The 19,203-nt window shown below is 69.1% G+C and carries 14 protein-coding genes and 2 pseudogenes; 5 read left to right on the top strand and 11 right to left on the bottom strand.

Going from position 1 to position 19,203, the window contains the following annotated elements; all coding sequences use genetic code 11:
- Nucleotides 1-65 precede the first annotated feature (65 nt).
- From ACWD3C_RS18430 to ACWD3C_RS18420, 3 genes and pseudogenes are all read right to left on the bottom strand, one after another.
- Nucleotides 66-359, bottom strand: a pseudogene (locus ACWD3C_RS18430) (non-reducing end alpha-L-arabinofuranosidase family hydrolase); the annotation flags it as partial.
- Between the two features lie 257 nt (nucleotides 360-616).
- Nucleotides 617-2,200, bottom strand: a complete 1,584-nt coding sequence (locus ACWD3C_RS18425; RefSeq protein WP_451145093.1) for a right-handed parallel beta-helix repeat-containing protein — start codon at nucleotides 2,198-2,200, stop codon at nucleotides 617-619.
- A 343-nt stretch (nucleotides 2,201-2,543) separates the two neighbouring features.
- Nucleotides 2,544-5,624, bottom strand: a complete 3,081-nt coding sequence (locus ACWD3C_RS18420; protein ID WP_451145091.1) for a pectate lyase family protein — start codon at nucleotides 5,622-5,624, stop codon at nucleotides 2,544-2,546.
- Nucleotides 5,625-6,336: 712 nt separating this feature from the next.
- Here ACWD3C_RS18420 and ACWD3C_RS18415 point away from each other — a divergent pair.
- Nucleotides 6,337-6,504 (top strand): hypothetical protein, encoded by a 168-nt coding sequence (locus tag ACWD3C_RS18415; protein ID WP_451145089.1) that lies wholly within the window; start codon nucleotides 6,337-6,339, stop codon nucleotides 6,502-6,504.
- Nucleotides 6,505-6,759: 255 nt separating this feature from the next.
- Here ACWD3C_RS18415 and ACWD3C_RS18410 read toward each other — a convergent pair whose 3' ends face one another.
- A complete protein-coding gene (locus ACWD3C_RS18410; RefSeq protein WP_451145087.1) occupies nucleotides 6,760-8,142 on the bottom strand; it encodes a helix-turn-helix domain-containing protein in 1,383 nt (460 codons plus the stop codon).
- A 444-nt stretch (nucleotides 8,143-8,586) separates the two neighbouring features.
- On the opposite strand from ACWD3C_RS18410, the gene ACWD3C_RS18405 reads away from it, so the two are divergent.
- The 3 genes from ACWD3C_RS18405 (at nucleotide 8,587) to ACWD3C_RS18395 (ending at nucleotide 9,918) form a co-directional block, all read left to right on the top strand.
- Nucleotides 8,587-9,144 carry an ABC transporter substrate-binding protein gene (locus ACWD3C_RS18405; RefSeq protein WP_451145085.1) on the top strand — a complete coding sequence of 186 codons (558 nt, stop codon included), beginning with the start codon at nucleotides 8,587-8,589 and terminating at the stop codon, nucleotides 9,142-9,144.
- Between the two features lie 121 nt (nucleotides 9,145-9,265).
- A complete protein-coding gene (locus ACWD3C_RS18400; RefSeq protein ID WP_451145083.1) occupies nucleotides 9,266-9,853 on the top strand; it encodes a helix-turn-helix domain-containing protein in 588 nt (195 codons plus the stop codon).
- Nucleotides 9,835-9,918, top strand: coding sequence for a LuxR C-terminal-related transcriptional regulator (locus tag ACWD3C_RS18395; RefSeq protein WP_451145262.1), 84 nt, complete (start codon nucleotides 9,835-9,837; stop codon nucleotides 9,916-9,918). The genes ACWD3C_RS18400 and ACWD3C_RS18395 overlap by 19 nt, the downstream gene beginning before the upstream one ends.
- A 404-nt stretch (nucleotides 9,919-10,322) precedes the next feature.
- Here ACWD3C_RS18395 and ACWD3C_RS18390 read toward each other — a convergent pair whose 3' ends face one another.
- The 7 genes and pseudogenes from ACWD3C_RS18390 to ACWD3C_RS18360 all read right to left on the bottom strand — a co-directional run bounded on the left by ACWD3C_RS18390 (nucleotide 10,323) and on the right by ACWD3C_RS18360 (nucleotide 17,537).
- Nucleotides 10,323-11,060, bottom strand: coding sequence for an HAD family hydrolase (locus ACWD3C_RS18390; RefSeq protein WP_451145081.1), 738 nt, complete (start codon nucleotides 11,058-11,060; stop codon nucleotides 10,323-10,325).
- The gene (locus ACWD3C_RS18385) at nucleotides 11,057-11,863 is read right to left on the bottom strand and encodes a DeoR/GlpR family DNA-binding transcription regulator (RefSeq protein ID WP_451145079.1); all 807 of its coding nucleotides are present in this window, start codon (nucleotides 11,861-11,863) and stop codon (nucleotides 11,057-11,059) included. The genes ACWD3C_RS18390 and ACWD3C_RS18385 overlap by 4 nt, the downstream gene beginning before the upstream one ends.
- A gap of 198 nt (nucleotides 11,864-12,061) precedes the next feature.
- Entirely contained in the window at nucleotides 12,062-13,096 is a 1,035-nt protein-coding gene (locus ACWD3C_RS18380) for a zinc-dependent alcohol dehydrogenase (protein WP_451145077.1), read from the bottom strand.
- A gap of 104 nt (nucleotides 13,097-13,200) precedes the next feature.
- Nucleotides 13,201-14,225: pseudogene (locus ACWD3C_RS18375) on the bottom strand (zinc-dependent alcohol dehydrogenase family protein).
- Nucleotides 14,222-15,109: a carbohydrate ABC transporter permease gene (locus ACWD3C_RS18370; RefSeq protein WP_451145075.1), complete on the bottom strand. Its 888-nt coding sequence runs from the start codon at nucleotides 15,107-15,109 to the stop codon at nucleotides 14,222-14,224. Before ACWD3C_RS18370 ends, ACWD3C_RS18375 begins: the two are co-directional and overlap by 4 nt.
- The gene (locus ACWD3C_RS18365; RefSeq protein ID WP_451145073.1) at nucleotides 15,106-16,065 is read right to left on the bottom strand and encodes a carbohydrate ABC transporter permease; all 960 of its coding nucleotides are present in this window, start codon (nucleotides 16,063-16,065) and stop codon (nucleotides 15,106-15,108) included. The genes ACWD3C_RS18370 and ACWD3C_RS18365 overlap by 4 nt, the downstream gene beginning before the upstream one ends.
- A gap of 83 nt (nucleotides 16,066-16,148) precedes the next feature.
- Complete coding sequence (locus ACWD3C_RS18360; RefSeq protein WP_451145071.1) at nucleotides 16,149-17,537, bottom strand: ABC transporter substrate-binding protein; 1,389 nt, start codon at nucleotides 17,535-17,537, stop codon at nucleotides 16,149-16,151.
- Between the two features lie 276 nt (nucleotides 17,538-17,813).
- Here ACWD3C_RS18360 and ACWD3C_RS18355 point away from each other — a divergent pair, with 276 nt between their 5' ends.
- The gene (locus ACWD3C_RS18355; RefSeq protein WP_451145069.1) at nucleotides 17,814-18,635 is read left to right on the top strand and encodes a nucleoside/nucleotide kinase family protein; all 822 of its coding nucleotides are present in this window, start codon (nucleotides 17,814-17,816) and stop codon (nucleotides 18,633-18,635) included.
- The last annotated feature ends 568 nt before the right edge of the window (nucleotides 18,636-19,203 follow it).

Here is a 19,203-nt window from a genome sequence, read left to right as displayed (position 1 = left end):
CCGATCGCGGTCTGCGACAGGTGGTACTGCTCGGCCTGCCCGGCTTGGGACCAGTCGGAGAACCCACCGAAGTAGGTCATGCTCCAGCCGCCGCCGGTATCGGCGGTGGTGGCGTAGACGTGGTACTCGCCGCCCACGCTGACCACTGTCGGATCCTTGATCGAGGCCAACTCACGGCCCGGAGCCGTCTGCTGCGGTGTGACCAGTTCGCCGCTCGACTCCCACTCGAAGCTGCTGGGAAGTGCGTCGGCCTGTGCCGGCGCGGGCGGCGGGCCGGCAGCGACAGCGAGTGTGATCGTGGCGAAGGCGGCAATCAGCGCGGCCGTGAGCCGTGATCGGATTCCGAACGACTTCTTCATCAGCGACCTTTCTGCTTGTGATTGCGCGCGGATCTGTGATCGAACCCGTTGCGACGGCCTCTTGAGTTTCGGGAGTCTCCCGAGCAATCCGAGGCTGCGCAAACGTGATAGACGGTTTTCCTCCGTGCGCCCGGTGCTCACGCTGTCCGTCCATTCGGGGCGTAGCTGCGTGGGTTTCCCGGACAAGGAGGCCCCGGAGGCTCGGCCTGCTGGGGCTTCCTCACCCGGATTCTCGATTCAGGTCCCGGTCCCGACCGTCAGGCGGCGCCGGTCGTGACGTCCAGGTAGTCGATGTTCGGCAGGCCGTCGGAACCGGTCGCGGTCAACGAGAGCGCATTGTTGCCCGCGTTCAGCCGCAGGGTGACCGTCGCGGTCGCCCAGTTGGCCCACGCGCCGGTGGCCTCGAACGAGATCGACTGCGCCGTCGCGCCGTTGACGACGATGTCGGCAGGTCGGTTGGACGAGCCACCGTTGGCGTAGCGGATCTTCACAGTAGCCGTGCCGGAACCGGCGGCTTCGACAGTGAACCGCGCGGCCGCACCGGAGGCATTGTCGGTGTTGCAGAACCCGGTCCCGGAGTATCCGGCGTGGTTGGCGTCGATAGAGCCGGCGCAAACGGCCGGAGCGTCCTCGGCCTCGTATCGGCCAGGGTCGCCCGTGTTGCCACCGTCGCCGCTGAAGTCGGCGCCGAGGTCCGGGTGGTCCCGCGGGAGCAGGAAGTCCGTGGCGGGAATCGAGCCGTCGGCCTCGCGCGGGCCCTTGATGGCCGAAGTGCCGGTGCTGACCAGGTCGGCGTTGCTCCAGTCGTCCTTGATGTCCCAGGAGTTACCGCTGCCGCCGGACGGCCCGAGATCGACGTCGCTGCCGTTGCTCACGGCCAGGTTCCGGTTCAGCGTCGAGGTCGAGCGGTCGAAGAGGAACCCGCTGCCGCCGTTGTCCCAGGCGGTGTTGTTCTCCAGCCGCAGCGAGGCGGTGTTGCCGTTGTCGATGAATCCGCCCACGGCGTTTTCGAAGGCGATGCTGTTGGTCACGACGTGGTCGGCGTCGCCGCGTCCGAGCTTGAAGCCGTTGCCGTCGCCCTCCCATTCGGGGAAGCCCCAGCGGTTGACGCCATTGCCCCACGCGACCGAGTCCTCGATGCGGATCGGGCTGAGGAAGTCCCAGGAGTCGAAGCCGTCGTCGGCGTTGTTCCACATCCTGGCCCCGACCACGGTGTTGCCCGAGCCGGTGCCCTGCTTGATGGCCAGCCCGTCGGCGCTCTCGCCGTTCTTGCGCGGGTCCCGGTTGCCGTAGCTGTCGAGGTTGATGACCTGGTTGTCGCTGGAGTCGAGCACGAGGTGCAGCCCGGTCTCGTAGTTCTCGCGGGTGACCAGGTCCCGGTAGATGTTGTTGTTGGACTCGATGGCGAAGATTCCATAAGGTCCGTTGATGATCTCCAGGTCCTCAAAGCGCCACCAGTCGCCGCCGACGTGGATCGCGCCGCGCTCGATGCGCGGGTACGACTCACCCAAGGGGGCGGGGGTGTTGGGCATGTTCTCGCCGTCGATGACGACATGCTCGCCGTCGTAGGCGCGCATGGTGATCGGCTGTGAGGCGGTGCCGCTCTTCTCGATGCGGATGTTGACGCTGGGGTCGTAGGTGCCGCCGCGGATCTGGATCACGGTGCCGGGTTCGGCCAGATCGATGGCGCGCTGGATGGTTCGCAGGGGAGCGGCGACGGTGCCGGGGTTGGCGTCGTCGCCGTTGGTCGCGACGGTGAGCGTGCTGGTCTGCGCCGAAGCCGGCAACGCGAGCGCGACGGCGGCGAGCAGGCCCAGTACCGCCGCCAAGGCGATCCGCACCGCTCTCAACCGCTTGCCACAAACTCGAACTCCACTGAGTGGCATATTCGGTACAACCTCCCTCTATACGACATGAGATTGCGCAACCGATTGCATTTACCTGCTTGTTACGGGGTCCCGACCCCGCCAGGAGTGGTGTGCCGTCGCGGTCCGCTCCGACTGTGAGGATGTTCGGGCGTCGCTTCGGGCGGCAGCCGGGCCCGCGTTACGACTGGCACGGCCCCCGCACCGATAGCGAGTCAGCGAACCCGGCCTGGTGAAGACGTGGAATGGCCGGCCCGTCCGGTTTATTCGGACGGGCCGGCCAGGGTCCTATCGATGCCGGCACCGTCGGCTGGATCGGTTACAGGTTTACGGGATCGCCTCCTATGGTGACCACCAGGCGACCGTCGGAGGCGAATTGCCAGTCCAGGGATCCGGAGTACTGGGAGCACCGGGACCCGTTGGAGCCGGACCACCACTGGTTTCCGCCGGCGTCGTCGCCGATGATTCGGTCGTTCGACCCGCTGTTGCAGGATGTGTTGTTCCGGAACGTCGAGTCACCCGCGTCGAAGTTGTAGTTGCGCTCCTCGTTGCCGATGCTCAGGTTGTTCTCGATCGTCATCGACCCGGGGTTCCTGTTGTAGGTGAACCCGTGCTTGCCGTTGTCGAAGGCGATGGTCCGCACCACGGTGTGGTCGACCGCGATGTCCTCGCCGCCGAGCTTGAACCCGTTGCGGTCGCCGTTCCCGGCCTGGCCGCCGTTGGAGAGGGTGCCGTTCTCGTAGGCGAGGGAGTCCTCGATGGTCACCGCGCCGATGGGGCCCGTGTCGTCCTTGGTGAACATGTCCCAGCCGTCATCGATGTTGTTGTGGGCGACGCAGTACCGGAAGACGTTCCCCGGACCCACGGTGAGCTTCGGAGCGAATCCGTCGGCGTCCTCGCCGTCGGAGTCGGCGTTGTCGTGCGACTCCGAGCTGATGATGAGGTTGTCGGACGGCCACGTCTCCCGAGGCGCCCCGCCGGTGTAGCGCGACAGCTGCAGCCCGGTGTCGCGGTTGTACCGCGTCACCACCCCCTCGATGATGTTGTTGTCCCCGCCCAGGAGGATCCCGTTGTCACCGGCGCGTTCGACGACGAGGCCCTGCAGATGCCACCAGTCGCCGCCGATCGCCAGCCCGCGGTTGGACGAGTCCTCGCTCTGGGCCGAGAAGTTCAGCACCGGGGTCTCGCCCGGGTAGGCGAACAACTCGGTGCGGTTGCCCGAGGTGCCGTCGTTGCCCGGCTCGATGTGGACCGTCTGCGAGAAGTTGTAGGTCCCTCCTTGCATGTAGATCGTCCCGCCGGGCTCGATCCGGCTGATCGCCGAGGTGAGCGTCGTCGGGTCCGACTCGCTCCCGGAAGCGCCGTCGCTGCCGCCCGGCGCCACGTGCAGCGCGTCCCCGGTCGGCGGCGGGTTGTCGCCGCCATCATCCGGCGTGCCGGTCGAGGAGTCCAGGTAGTCGATGTTCGGCAGGCCCGCCGAGCCGGTGGCGACCAGCCGGACGGTGTTGGTGCCCGAGCCCAGCTGCGCCGTCAGGGACTTGGTGGACCAGCTGTTCCACGCGCCGGTGCTCTCGAACGAGACCGACTGGACCGTCGAGCCGTTGACGACCAGGTCTGCGCCGCGGGCCGAGGAGCCGCCGTTGGCGAATCCGAACTCCAAGGTCGCGGAGCCGGCACTGGCCGCCTCGATGGTGAACCCCGCGGCCGTGCCGGTGGAGTTCGCGGTGTTGCAGAACCCGGTGCCGGAGTAGCCGGAGTGGTTGGAGTCGATCGTGCCGTCGCACGTCGCCGAGGAGGACTCGGCCTCGAACCGCACCGCCTCGCCGTCGTCCGGCGGCTCGGTGGTCCCGTCGTCCGGCGGCGATCCGGCGTAGGTCTCGAACTCGGCGATCCTCGGCGTGCCACTCGAGCTGGTGATCTCGAAGTTGATCTTGCGCAGCGACGTCGCGGGGAAGGTGATGACTCCCGCCCCGCTGCCGGAGGCCAGGACGTCACCGGTGTCGTGGTCGACGACCCGCCAGGAGCCGATGTTGCCTTCGGAACCTGCCGCCTCACGGACGTTGGTCGTGGACACCGTGGTGTCCGAGCCCCACTTGACCGAGATCCGGCCGGTCGAGCCGCTCGGCGACCAGTAGGTGCTCATGTCGCCGTCGATGACGTTGCCGTAGCTGGTCCCGCCGGCCTTGCTGGAGCCGTCGGCGCCGGCCCCGATGCTGAGGTTGGTCCCGCTGGGGGGATCGGTCGGGTCCGGCGGGTCCGTCGGGTCCGGCGGGTCGGTCGGGTCCGGGTTCTGCGGCGTGCAGTTCCCGTCCGACACCTTCAGACCCTTGTTGGCGCCTGCCGTCTCGCTCACGATGCCCGGCACGCAACTGGCCTCATCGAGGCTGTAGGAGTACGGAGTGCTGACCGTGGTGGTGGACTGCGGGTTCGGGCCGGCCGGGTAGTTCTCGCTGCCCTCGCTCGACCAGGTCACGTTGTCGTAGATGTTGCCGCTGACCTCCCAGGAGCCGCGCTCGTCGGTGTAGAAGGTGCCCAGGACGTCCTTGGAGTCCTCGAAGTAGTTGTTCTCGACCTTGGCGCGGGCCCCGGCCCGGGAGTTGATGCCGGACTCGACGAGGCCCACGTAGTGGTTGTTGAACATGTGGGCGACGCCGCCGCGCAGCAGGGGCGCGCGGGAGTTGAGGTTCGAGTACAGGTTGTTGTGGAACGTGATGAAGCTGTTCGACCGGTCGCTTTCACTGGATCCGATGAGACCGCCGCGCTCGGAGTTGCGCAGGATGCTGTAGGACAGCGTCACGTACTGGGTGTTGTTCTTCATGTCGAACAGGCCGTCGAAGCCCTCCGACTCCCCACCCGACGCCTCCAGGGTGAGGTGGTCGGCCCAGACGTTGCGGACGTTGCTCTCCATGCTGACGGCGTCGCCGCCGTTGGAGGTGGGCGAGCCCGACTTCTTGACGTTCCGGACGGTCACGTTCTGGATGATGATGTTGCGGGATTCACGGATATGGATGCCGAGCTGGTCGAAGACGGCTCCGCTGCCGACCCCGACGATCGTGACGTTGCTGACCTTCTTGAGGTCGATCAGGTCGTCGGTGACGTCGCAGCTGTCGCCCGACACGTCGCTGGTATTGCCGTGGTTGATGGTCCCTTCCACCTCGATGATGACCGGGGTATCGGTGCTGGCCCGGTTGCACAGGGCCTCGTTGATCTCGGTTCCCGTGGTGGCCCGCACCGTCTGCCCGCCCGCGCCGCCGGTGGTCCCGCCGTTCTGGGTCGCGTAGCCGCTGGCGCTGCCGGTCGCTGCCGACGCCCCGGGCATCGACAGAACCCAACCGGTCGCGGCCGTGAGGGCCATCGTGGCCAGCGCTGCGTGGAGTCGCAGTCCGACTGGTCGTCTCATCCTCGTCTCCCCATTCGTCTTCGAACGCTGAGTGCTGCCGCTCCATGCCGTGGTTGTTCCAACAGGCCGTCGAGGTCGCCGGCCTGCCGCTGGGCGGGTCGCCGACCGGCCCAGAAGTGAGTGCTCCTCTCGTTGTGGATCGGTGCTTCCGCTGCCGCCGGAGGCTTCCAGGTCGTCGGTGCCGGCCGGCGAGGCCACCGTGACGGTGTGCTCCGGCGCGTTCTTCCCAGCGGCGGTGCGTCCGGCTCCGGCGCCAGGAGAGCGGATACATGTCGCTGATCTCCTTCTGTGTTCGGCTCTGAGTGCGACGAAGCGGTTGTTTCGAGGGGCATCCATGGCCCGGATACCGCACGGGAGAAAGCGCTTTCCATGGAAAGTAAGCGCTTGCTGAGAGCACGTCAATAAACCTGTACTTGATTCTTATTCACAAATACGAACAGCCCCGAGGCGGGGGCGAGGGCGTCCGGCCTACGCTCAGCCGCCGCATTGTCGCCGCGCGGCGCCGCCCGGCCGCATCCAACGAGTCAGACCGACCGACGCCCGCCAGCCATTCCCCGGCGTCCTGCCGTCGCGGTCTGCGACGAGCACCGCACGCTCCTTGACTCACAACACGCACCACGACAAAACAACTCGCAACATCGATATTCGCGTGAACATCGCCGTCCGGAGTCAAGGAAGACGTCATGACGCGAGCCCGCGCAGAACGCGAAGAGTGCGACTGGCCGCCGCCGCAGGCGCCCTCATCACCCTCCCCGCCGGCGCCGAGTCGGAGGACTCCGACAACGCCGACAACGCCGCCGCCCGCTCGACCGTCACCATCACCCCCGACCCCTCCTGCCAGGGCGAGGACTTCGAGGGCCGGGGCAGCAGCCTGGTGTGATTCGCCAACTCCACCGAGGACTACCCCGACGAGATACGCCAGGAGCCGGCTGCCGCTGCTGGACGCGGGGCTGGTGCGACGCGCCAACCTCAACGGCAGCCCCGGCTGGGCGCACGGTGAGCGTCGATTCCTGCTCGCCTCATGCGACTTTCGCTGAGGGCTTCGGCATGGGCGGCGGCCGGCTCGTCGTAACTGCGCTGGTCCGATAGGGTGATGAGGATCAGCCGACCGTCGGTGGCCACCCGCCAGTCGGCGTCAGGGCGGCCCGTGACCGGGTCGAGGACGCGCCCGCCCGGGGCGCGCCACGCCCGAGGGGATCTCGTCGGGGCGAGGTGCCGGGACCAGGACCTGGCGCCCGTCGCGGACGATCACCACGGCCTTGCTGCGGTGCTCCGACAGCCGCTCCAGCGCCTCCCGATACGCCGCGCGCTCGACCGCGTGCAGCGCCTTGCGCCGGGCCGCGACGCCCGCCGTGCCGTACTGCCGGGCCACCGCGTCCCAGCCCTGTGCCGGGTGCGCGGTCCGGCCGGGAACCGCATCCGGCAGGCGGGTACCGAAGCCCTCCAGCGCGCGGGGCGCGAGGCTCCAGGTCTCCCCGCTGTGGTGCACGAGGCCGTGGTCGGCCAGGCGTCGCAAGGTCCTGTAGAGGGTGGCCCGGGACACCGAAGACGAGCTGACAAGCTCGCCGACCGTCTGTGCCGGACGGACGTGCAGTGCGCCGATGACCATGAGGGCGGAGCTGCCGAGGCCGTGGTGGGTGAAGGCGTCGTGGCCCATGAGGCGGCCGATGACGGTGGAGTCGATGTCGGCCGCCGTCCCTGTCTCAGGGGTGGGCCACTCCTCAAGTGCCGGGTCGGGGGGGGACTGAGTGGTCCGGAATCGAGACAACGGAGCAGGGACGCCATGGCGGTGGGCGCTGCCGTCGGCGAGGTACCAGGTGGAGCCCTCCCGGCCGTGGCCGACCCGCAGGCGGCGCAGCCAGCCTCGTGGCTTGAGGACCGTCTCGTAGACGACCCGAAGGGTCGTGCGGGAGACGCCTGCTTCCTCGGCGGTCTGCCGCTCACTGGCGCGGTGCAGGGGGCCGCCCGCGATCTCGGCGAGGGTCAGATGCGCCCGCAGTACCCGCAGCGCGGTCCGTCCCCGTTCACCGCGCCAGGGCGTGGTCTCGATGCGGTCGCGCAGCGCGGCGAGAACCTCATGCGGGTCGTGCCGGGAGTCCAGCGCCTTGGTGGTGCTGACCGTTTCGGAGGCGCTGGCCCAGACCCGGCGGATGTAGTCCAGGGCGCGTGTCTGCCCGGAGCGCTGGGCGATGTTGCGGGTGTGCCGTCCGCCTTCGTGCTCGGGGTGCAGCAGGAGCTGCGTCAGCTGGTCGACGGTGCCGCCGGCGCGGGCCACGTGGCAGGCGATGGCCGCGGTGATCCGGTGACCGTGCTCAGCCGCCCCCTGCCGGTCTGCGCGCAGGACCACGGTCCGGCCGCCGGAGGCGATCCTGCTGTAACTGCCGGTGGCGTAGCGGCCGGTGAGGTCTCCGAGCAGAATGAGATCGGTCGCGGCCGACAGAAGTGGGGCGGGGCTGAGAATGCCGCGGAATTCGGTGGAGTTTCGTTGAGAGAGAGCTTGATGGGTGCTGTTTGGCACGGTGGGGTCATCTCGCAAGAACGTGGACGCCACTCAGACCCGCTAAAACCATGGGTGGTGTCCGGAACCGACCTCCATCGGCGCCAGAAAGGTCTCCAGAATGGCCGTCCTGGAGGCCCTCATTTGCCTGGCCCCGAGTGGAGGCGGGCGTGCCCATCGCAGCTCGACCGAGGTCGAAACAGAGCACCGCCAGAGTCCCCACCCCTGATCCACACCGGCCGACTCAGAGCCCCCAGAGGCCAGTTTCAGAGGTCGCTGCCTCTGACTGCCTCTGAGCGACCCGGGTCGAACCGGGGTCGAATCAGAGCGGATTCCTCTGACTGCCTCCGATCGCCTCCGCAACCCGTCCTAGCAGGTCACAGCCTTATCGCCCCCACACAAGTGCAGGTCAGAAAGGTGCGCTAGCTATACCACTGGTTCCTGGCGAAGGCGGTCATGTGAGGCATGGGGTTCCCGTCCCTGTCGGCGGGGTGCCGTCGCCCCGCGTGCCGTGGTTGGACCCAGGGTCGTGACGCTTGCGGTGGCTCGGCGAGGCGGCTTCTGTCAGGCGGAAGACCTTCCGCGCGCAGGTTCCACAAGCAGTTCAGGGACCCGGACGGTGCCTGGGTGGCCGGGATGGTCATCGCCTTCAGCCACGTGTACGACGTGGCGGCGGCCGGGGCGAACGCGCCGCAGACGCCGCTGGACCTTGAGGACCCGCGCTGGAAGGGGGCCATCGCCTCGACCTACCCGCACGACGACGCGGCGCTCTACCTCTTCGTCCTCTACGTGGAGAAGTACGGCTGGGACTGGGTGGCCGACTTCCCCGCACAGGAGCCGCAGTTCGCCCACGGCTCCTTCTCACCCGGCACCGCGGTCAGCACCAAGCAGAAGATCATCGGCGTCGAGACTCGAACGGCTGCGGCACTCCGGCGAGAACGTCGCGGTGCTGCCGGCCCCGGGCCGTCCCTCGCCCTGACCGGACGCATCACCTGCCGGTTCGCACGGTCTTCAGCGGTGTGACTAATGTGTCGCGCGAAGGGCATCCGCGCTCACCACGGAGATCCCCTGAGAGAGATGAGCGGGCCATTGTCCTGGCAGAGCAGACGTCCGGGTGAGTGGGTATGCGCGAGCAATCTGTTTGATGCGTGAGCTGGACGAGAGGGACGTCGGCGGCCCCATCGGGGCCCGCCTGGCTGCCTTGCGCCTTCGCCGGGGACTGACCCGCGATGATCTGACCGCCCGCACCGGTCTGGAGTTCGATTACGTCGCAGGGCTGGAGGCAGGCGGGGAGTGGGTGGACCGCCGCGGCCGGTTGGCTGCGCTGGCCGCGGCCTTGCGGCTGGATGTCGCGGACCTGACCGGGCAGCCCTACCCGCCGTGCGGGGCGGAGCACGCGGTGGTGCGGGCGGTCGCCTTCCACCTGCGACGCCGCATCGCCCGCCCGCACCCGGACACGGCCGCCGGCCTGCTGCTGAAGGAGCTGGCCGAGGACCCGGGCCGCCGCCCAGGCCGATACGGCGGGCGACGAGCACACTCTCGCGCTGCCGGAGCTGATCGAGAGGGCGGACCACGCGGTCGCCACTGCTCCGGCTCCTGGACAGGAGGAGTCGGAGCGGCTGCGGGTCCAGGTGCATGTGCTGGGCGCCGGGCTGCTGCGGTGCCTGGGCTACAAGGACCTGTACCAACCAGGAGATCTCCGACGAGTTGTTCGTGTCCCTGGGGACGGTGACGACGCACCTCGCCAACATCAAGGACAAGCTTGGCATCCGCAACCGTGTCGAGATCGCGGCCTGAGCCTGGGACATCGGCGCGGTACGGGACCGCCCGGCTGCGCCGGGGACGTCCTGACGCCTCCGTGCGGGCCGACCGCACGGTCCTCAACCGGGACGGTGGGAATGAATCCGGGGACCGCTTCCCTCTCAGCCTGGACGTCCCAAGGCGGACCGGTGCCTGTCCACGTCGGAACCGATCGCACGTCACCACACCGGCCGGAGCATGCTCGCCCTCGCCTCGCTGGAGCGCCCACCGGCACACCGTCGAGCGCACCGAGACCACCGTCAGTCCGACCCGACCCGACCCGACGTCGCGAGTGCCGTGCCGGAGCGGCGGTCGGCCGCCGCCCCCTTCGGTACCGGGCCCCGGACGCGGTCGTGGCGTGGCGTTTGCCACCCCCGTCTCCGCCCGCCGCCGGGCGTGGGTCAGGCCACGAGCCGGAGGACTTCGGCCAGGCCCCGGTCGCCGGTGCGCTGTTCGGCCGGGAGGATGTAGGCGCGCATGCCGCAGGCGGTGGCGCCGCCGTCCCGTACCGGGTTGTCGCCGACCATGAGCGTGGCGCGGGGATCGGCGCCAAGGTCCGCGCAGGCCTTGAGGAACAGGTGGGGGTCGGGCTTCTCGCGGCCCGCCTCGCAGGAGATGACGCAGGTGTCGATCAGGTCCGCCAGCCCGTGATGGGCGAGGTGGGTCCGCAGGTCCCAGGCGAAGTCGCTCACGATCCCGATGCGCAGGCCGCGCTCGCGCAGCGCACGCAGTGCGGGTTCCGTGTCGGGGTAGGGAACCCAGGCGTCGGTGGCGGTGAGTTCCCGGTAGGCGGTTTCCTCGATGCCGCGCAGGAAGTCCACGTGCTCCCACCAGCCCCGCATGGCGCGGCGGTGCCGTTCGGGGGAGAGGTCGCGGCCCTCCTGGAGGGCGACGACGGCGGGCAGCCGGAAGGCGTCCCGCAGCTGCCGCGTGATCTCGGCCACGGCATCGTCGTCGTTCAGTACGGTGGCACGGTCGCCGGCCTCGCCGACCCGGCGCAGCCACATCTCCAGGTCGATCATCTGGAAGATCGTGTTGCTGAAGTCGAAGAGGACGGCCTCGATCGGCGGGACGGGGGCGGCCATCTCCGTGGCGGTGGGCCGGTAGGTGCTGGGGGTTTCGAACAGGGCGTGTATCACGGGGAAGTGTCTCCGGGGTCGACCGCCTCGACGGGGACACCGAGGTCGCGGATGGCCGCGATCTCCGCGTCGGGGGTGCTGGTGTCGGTGATGACCGCCTGGTAGTCGGCCACCGTGCCGTAGGCGTGGGTGGCGGTCTTGCCGAACTTCGAATGGTCCACGAGGAGGAGGGCCCGCTCGGCGGAGCCGAGCATGGCCAGCTTGACCTCGACATACTCGCTCAGGGGGTGGAAGAGCTGGCCCGAGAGGACGGCGGTGGCGGACATCAGGGCCAGGTCGGCGCGTATGCGGGAGAGGGTGCGGGTGACCTCGGGGCCGGTGCAGGAGTTGAAGTCCCCGTGGTAGCGCCCGCCGAGCAGGGTGACGTCCACGTTCCGGGCGGACCCCAGGTGCTGCGCCAGGCCCACCGAGTTGGTGACGACGGTGAGCTGGTCGAGCCGCGCCAGGGTGAGGGCCAGGGGGAAGAGGGTGGTGGAGTCGTCCATGAGCACGGTGCTGCCGGGCTTGATGTGGCTGATCGCGGCGCGACACACGGCGGCCTTCGCCGAGAGGGCGGTGCTCTCACGGAAGCGGGTCGCCGTTTCCATGAGGACCGCGGGGAAGGGGACGGCCCGGCCGCGTTCCTTGCGGAGAAGGGAACGCCGGACGAGGTCGTCGAGGTCGCGGTGCATCGTCATCAGGCTGACGCCGAAGTGGTCGGCGAGTTCGTCGATCCGGGTCTCGCCGTGTTCGACGACATGGCGCAGCACGGACTGACGCCGCTCTTCCACGGCGGCCTGCGACGACCGAGTCCTGGCGGGCACTACAGCTCTCCCCCTCTTTGTGTTCCGTGTCCGTGGCGCGGCTGTGGGCGGGCCGTGCTGTGACCGCCTCGCGGTGCGTGGCGACGGCTGGAGGCTTCGACCTCGAAGTCTCGCATACGGTCCGGGAGGGGCCGGGAGCCGTCGCCTGCCCACGCCGACCTGCTTCCGCCCGGCCCGGCCGGGCGCTCTCACCGGCCACTAGGGTGCTTCCACGGTGACCAACACCTTGACATGTTCCGGGGAGAGCGAGGCGGTGAAGGCCTTGGCCGCCTCCTCCATGGGGAAGGTGGCGGTGACGATCTCGTCGGTGTCGACGGCGCCGGAGGCGATCAGGGCGATGGCGGTGCGGTAGTCGTCGGCCGTATACATCAGCGTGCCCTCGACGCTGATCTCGCGGTCCTGGATCAGGTCGAGGCGTACGGGGGTGGTTCCGGCGGTTCCGACGCCGACGACGATGATCCGGCCGCCCTTGGCGACCAGGTCGGTGGCCTGGGCCATGGACTGCTCGCGGGCCACGCAGTCGAAGACCACGTCGACCGGTCCGCCGAGCGCCTCCCTGGCCTGCTCGGTGAGGTCGGCGGCGTCGGCGGGCAGGGCGGCGTCGGCGCCGAGGCGCAGGGCGCGGTCCCGCTTGCCCGGCAGCAGGTCCGTGACGGCGATCGCGGCGGCGCCCGCGTGCCGGGCTGCGGCGAGGACGAGCAGACCGATGGGTCCGGCGCCGAGGACGGCCACGGTACGTCCGGTGAGGTCACCGGCCTTGGCCACGGCGTGCACCGGAGTGGCCAGCGGTTCGACGAGGGCGGCCTCGATGTCGGTCATGCCCTCGGGGACGCGGTGGACGCGGTCGGCGGGGATGGTGAACAGGTCCGTCATGGCGCCGGGGGTCTGGCAGCCGAAGACCTTCAGCTCCTCGCAGATGTTGTAGCGGCCGGTACGGCACTGGGGGCACTGTCCGCAGAAGAGGTTCGGCTCGACGATCACCCGGTCGCCCGGGGCGAACCCGTCGGCGCCGGGACCGACGGCGGCGACGATGCCGACCGCCTCGTGTCCGGGGTGGTAGGGCAGGGGCATGAACGGGTGATGCCCCTGGGCGGCGTGGGTGTCGGAGCCGCAGACGCCCACCACGGCGGTGCGGACGAGGAGTTCGCCCTCGTCGGCGGTCGGCGCGGGGATGTGCTCGACGGTGATGTCGTCGATCGACCGGACGAGGACACGGCGGATCTGCTGGGACATGGGGGTGGTGCTCCGTTTCGGGTGCGGTCGGGCGGCGCCGGCGGGGTGGGCGTCGACGCGCGGCTCGACGGGTGGGGGAGACGTGCAGGGATGGACCGCGGGTCCTATGTGTCCTTGAGTCCGGGTGTGTCCTTGAGTCCGGGCTGGATCTGGATCTTGCGGCCGATGCCCGCCTGGAAACGGGCGATCGCGTCCGGGAACGCCGCCAGGGGGAGGCGGTCGCTGATGAAGACGTCCGGGTCGATGACGCCGGTGGCGAAGAGGTCGGCGGCGCGTTCGAAGCTGTGCAGCACGGCCATCGAGCCGGTGATCGTTATCTCCTGGTGGTAGATCCTGTACGGCTCGATGGTGGCGCGGGTGGCGTAGTCGGCGACGCCGAACTGCAGGTAGGTGCCGCCCTTGCCGACCCGGCCGAGGGCGTCCTGGATGGCCTGGGCGTTGCCTGCGGCGTCGACGACCAGATTCCAGCCGTGAGCGGCCGGTCGAGCTCGTCGGCGGAGGCGGCACCGGCGGAGCAGCCCAACTGCCGTGCTGTGGCCAGGTGTTCGGCGTTCACGTCGACGACGCCGACGCTCGCGGCGCCGGTGGCCTTGGCGAACTGGAGCATCATCAGCCCCATGGTTCCGGCGCCGTAGACGAGCACGCGGGAGGCGAGGCGGCTGCGCAGGACGTCGTAGCCGCGTACGGCGCAGGACAGCGGTTCGATCAGTGCCGCGTCCTCGGTCCGTACGCTCTCGGGCAGGACCGCGCAGTTGGCGACCGGGGCGGCCACGAACTCGGCGCCGGCGCCCGGGTGGGTGACCCCGATCGCGGCCCACCGTTCGCAGAGGTTGTTGCGGCCGGTACGGCAGTAGTGGCACTCGAAGCAGTACAGCGACGGGTCGACGGCGACCCGCGCCCCGACGGCGAGTTCGGTGACGGCGGAGCCGACCGCGACGACCTCCCCGGCGAACTCGTGGCCGGGGACGATGGGCAGCTTGGGTACGAACTCCCCTTGGAGGATGTGCAGGTCGGTGCCGCACAGTCCGCTGGCCGCGACCTCTACGACGACCTCGCGCGGGCCGGGGGCGGGATCGTCGAGGGTGGTGATCTCCATGCTTCCGGGCTGGGTGATGACGGCCGCTCTCACTTCACGGCTCCCAGGGAGAGGCCACGTACGAGCTTGTCCTGGGCGGCGAAACCGGCGATGAGGACGGGCAGCGAGACCAGCGTGGCGGCCGCGCACAGCCGGGCCAGGAACAGGCCCTCGTTGGTGATGAAGCCGACGAGGAAGACCGGCGCGGTCGAGGCCTGTGTCGCGGTGAGGTTGACGGCGAACATGAACTCGTTCCAGCTGAAGATGAAGCAGATCAGCGAGGTGGCGGCGAGTCCGGGCATGGCGACCGGCGCGACGACCCGCCACAGCACGGTGAGCAGGTTGGCGCCGTCGACCTCGGCCGCCTCCAGGATCTCCTTGGGGACCTCGGCGAGGAACGAGCGCATCATCCACACCGCGATCGGGAGGTTCATGGCGGTGTAGAGGACGACCAGCGTCCACACGTTGTCGAGCATCCCGGCGTCCTTGACGATCAGGTAGACCGGCAGCAGGGCCGCGATGACCGGCAGGAACTTGGTGGACAGGAAGAAGAACATCACGTCGGTCCACTTCTCGACCGGCTTGATGGACAGCGCGTAGGCCGCCGGTACCGCCAGGGCGAGCACCAGGAGCGTCGAAAGGATGCTGGCCATGGCCGAGCTGAGGAGGAAGGGGGTGATGTCCCGGCTGAACAGCGTTTCGTACTGGTCGAAGGTGAACGGGGCGAAGGGGGTCGGCGGGTTGGTGGCCGCGTCCGCCTCCTGGTGGAAGGAGGTGAGCACCATCCACGCCACCGGCGCGAAGAAGGCCAGCGTGGCGAGCCAGGCGACGAAGGTCCACAGGGGCGACAGCCGGGGCGCACCGCCGTGGTCGTCGCGCCTGCGGAGGAGCTTCCTGAGCCTCGCCCCGGGGGCGCCGGCTGCTGCGTCAGCGATCATCGGGATACCTCCTCGCGGAACAGCGACGCGATGGTGCGCAGCGCGAACGTCGCGATCACGATCGCGCCGAGCACGACGACGACACCGGCGGCGGCCGCCTCGCCGTACTCGTACTTGCGGAACATGGTCAGGTAGATCTCGTAGGGCAGGTTGGTCGTCCGGGAGCCCGGGCCGCCCTGGGTGATGGTGTAGACCGCGTCGAAGGTCTGCACGACGTAGATCGTGCCGAGCAGGATGCCCAGCTCGATGTACTGGCGCAGGTGCGGCAGGGTGATGTGGCGGAAGGTCGCCATGGCCGATGCCCCGTCGACCTTCGCCGCCTCCAGGACGTCACCGGGCTGGGCCTGCAGGCCGGCCAGGAGGATCAGCATCATGAACGGGGTCCACTGCCAGACCAGCGAGACCACGACAGCGGGCATGGGGTACGAGGAGATCCAGTCGACCGTGGGGCCGTGGTCGGCGCCGAAGAACTGGTAGACGGCGTTGAGGGTGCCGTTGAGCAGTCCGTAGTCGGGGTTGTAGATGGCGTGCTTCCACAGCAGCGATGCGGCGACCGGCATGACGAGGAACGGGGCGATGAGCAGGGTGCGCGCCAGCCCGCGGCCGGCGAACCGGCGGTCGAGCAGCATGGCCAGGCCGAGTCCGAGGAGCACGCTGATGAGCACCACGGACGCGGTGAGCACGATGGTGTTGAGCACCGCCGTGCGCAGCCGCTCGTCGGTGAAGACGAACGTGAAGTTGGACAGGCCGACGAAGTGCCTCTCGCCCGGCTTGAGGATGTTCCACTGGAAGGTGGAGATCACGAGCGTGGCCACGAAGGGCAGCTGCGTGACGACGATGGTGAAGATCAGCGCCGGGAGCAGCGGAATGCGCCGCCGCCACTTGGCTGTGCCCGAGCGGGTCCGAGGGCGGACGGGTGGTGGTGCTGTCTTGGGGGGAGCGGTGAGCGTGGTCATGGACGTTCCTCTGCCAGTGACGGCCCGGGTAGGGGGAAGCGGTGCCCGGCCGGGGGGAGGGCCGGCCGGGCGGTTCGTGCGGGTCACTGGTAGTTCTTGGCGACTTCCTCGGCGAGCTTCTGGCCGTCGTTCAGCGCCTTGTCCACGCTGGTCTTGCCGGCGATGGCGGCGGAGATCTCCTGGGTGACCTTGGTGCCCAGGTCCTGGAACTCCGGGATGGCCACGAACTGGATGCCCACTGTCGGCCTGGGCTGGACGCCCGGGTCGGCCGGGTCGGCCGCCTCGATGGACTTCAGGGTGATGTCACCGAACGACCCGGCGGCCGTCTGGTACTCCGGGATCTCGTACGTGCTGGCCCGCTTGCCGGCCGGGACCCGCGACCAGCCGAGCTTCTCGCCGACGAGCTTCTCGTACTTCTTGCTGGAGGCCCACAGCATGAACTGCGAGGCCGCGTCGGCGTTCTTCGTGGTCTTGGGCATCGCCCAGGACCAGGCCCACAGCCAGCCACTGCTGTCCGTCTCGACGGTCGGGGCGTAGGCGTAACCGACCTTGCCGGCGATCTTGCTGGACTTGGCGTCCTCCAGCGACCCGGCCGCACTGGTCGCGTCGTACCACATCGCGACCTTGCCCTGGCTCATGGCGTTCAGGCACTCGGTGAACCCGGCCTGCGCCGCTCCCGCCTCACCGTGCTTGCGCACCAGGTCGACGTAGAAGTTCGTCGCCTCCTTGAACTTCTCACTGTTGACCTGCGCCTTCCAGTCCTTGGTGAACCAGGTGCCGCCGAAGGTGTTGACCACACTCGTCAGCGGCGCCCCGAGCTCGCCCCAGCCCGCCAGACCGCGCAGGCAGATGCCCTTCATGCCCGGGCGGGCGCCGTCGGCCTCGGCGGCGATGTCGGCGACCTGCTGCCAGGTCGGCCGCTCGGGCACCGTGATGCCCTTCTCCGCCATGACCTCCTTGTTGTACATGAGGAAGGAGGACTCGCCGTAGAACGGCAGGGCGTAGAGCTTGCCGTCCGAGCCGGACATCGATTCGACCATCGGCTTGAGCAGGTCGTCCTTGTCGAAGCTCGCGTCCTTGTCGGCGTAGGAGCCGAGCTCGTGCAGCCAGCCGTTCTTCTCCCAGATGGGCACCTCGTAGGCGCCGATGGTGGCCACGTCGTACTGGCCGGCCTGGGTGGCGATGTCCTGGGTGACCCTGTCGCGCAGCTCGTTCTCCGGAAGGATCGTGAAGTTCACCTCGATGCCGGTGTCCTTGGTGAAGGTGTCCTTCGTGAGCTTCGCGATGTCCTCCATCTGCGGGTTGCCGACCATCAGCACATTGATGCTCTTGCCGCCGCCCGAGGACCCGCGGGCTCCGGCTCCGGAACAGGCGGTGGCGAGCAGGGCGGTGGCGGCGGCGCCGGCTATGAGGGCGTATCTGGTCGATGGCATGACGGGACCTCTCGTGCGGGTGGGTCGGGGAAACGGCATTAGGGGGCTCCCGCGGCGGTGCCGCTCGTCGGGAGCAGCCGCTCATCGGGGTTCGCCGGGACCTCGGCTGAGGCTCGGCGGGGAAGGGCAGGCGGGGCGTGGACGCGGCCCTGGGGTGTGGGCGCGATATCGATGGCGGAATTATTAGCAGGAGACTGCGCCATTGTTAACACATCTTGCGAGATATTTTTCCTGAATCTATGGTTGGTCCGCCCTGGCGGAGGCGCAGCGCAGGAACGGTCTGCGCCTGCGCACCCCTGCTCCCGCGGAGGCCGGATGATGACTGCTGCCCACGAAAGCCCTGCCGACGGGGCGCCCTCGCCGTGTGTCCGCATCGGCGAGACCACGGTTTCCGCCGAGCCCGGTTCCCTGCCTGCTGCCGTCCGTGCGTCCATCGCCGAGCTCGCCGAGCGTGCCCGCACCCTCGCCGGCCGGGGTGGGCGGCGGATCCTCGGCATCACCGGCACACCGGGCGCGGGCAAGTCGACCCTGGCCAGGCACCTGGTCGAGGTACTGGGGCCGGAGACCGCCGCGCTGGTCCCGATGGACGGCTTCCATCTGTCCAACGCCGTGCTCCGTGCCCTGGGGCGCCACGACCGCAAGGGAGCCTGGGACACCTTCGACACCGACGGCTACGTTCACCTGATGCACCGGCTCCGCTCCCGTGCCGAACCGGTCGTGTACGCACCCGACTTCGACCGCGGCATCGAGGAGTCCGTCGGCTCTGCCCTGCCGGTGCCACGCACGATCCCTCTGATCATCACCGAGGGCAACTACCTGCTGTCGGACGAGGGTTCCTGGCCCCGAGCCGCCGCACTCCTCGACGAGACCTGGTACTTGGCCACCGACGACGACCTCAGACGCCAACGCCTCGTGGCCCGCCACGAAGCGCACGGCAAGCCGCATGACCTGGCCGTCGCCTGGACCCACGGGAGCGATGAGACCAACGCCGAGGTGGTGGCCCGCGGCCGGTCCCGCGCCGACCTCGTCGTCACGGTCCAGCCGGCTGCCCAGGCCGAACGCGAAGCCCAGGGCTCAACAGCGGCCACAACACCAGTGCTCCAGCGGCCCGGCGCCTGGGGTCCAAAGCCTGCGTAGGCCTGGCGGCACCGCGTTCCGGGACCCGTGAGCTGCCGCAGCAGACTCCGACGATGCCCTCCGGCGTTCGCCGCCCCGCGCGTTGGCATCACGCCGTTGACGCGAAGGGGGAACACGCAACAGGCGGCGCTCCGTCGAGCTGGGCGCCTTCCCCTCCGTGATGGCGGGCTGTGTGCTGCCCGCCCTCGGCCGGAGCGCAGAGCTGGGCTTCGGTCTGGAGCTCTCTGAGACCAGTCCCTACGAAGGCCGCCCTGGTGGAGGCCGGCAGTCTGGATGTCGTCGTATCCATTCGGACGCCGGGTGAGAACTGGGATGTGCGCTTCGCGACGGTGCCCTTGCGTTGCGCCGGGCCCGCCCAAGGGCGTCACAGGGCCGCAATGCTTCTTCCGTCTCACGGAAGGTTTCGTCGAATTACTTGATCAGGGCGGGGCTTTGGTGGCTCCGAAGGGAAACCGCTCGGCTAGCTGATCTTGACCGGGTTCACTACGTCGGCGATGAGTACCAGGAGGGTGAAGCAGATGAAGACTCCGGCGACGACGTAGGCGACGGGCATGAGTTTGGCGACGTC

The organism is Streptomyces sp. NPDC002845 (assembly GCF_053591955.1).
This window is presented reverse-complemented; position numbering and strand designations above follow the sequence as displayed.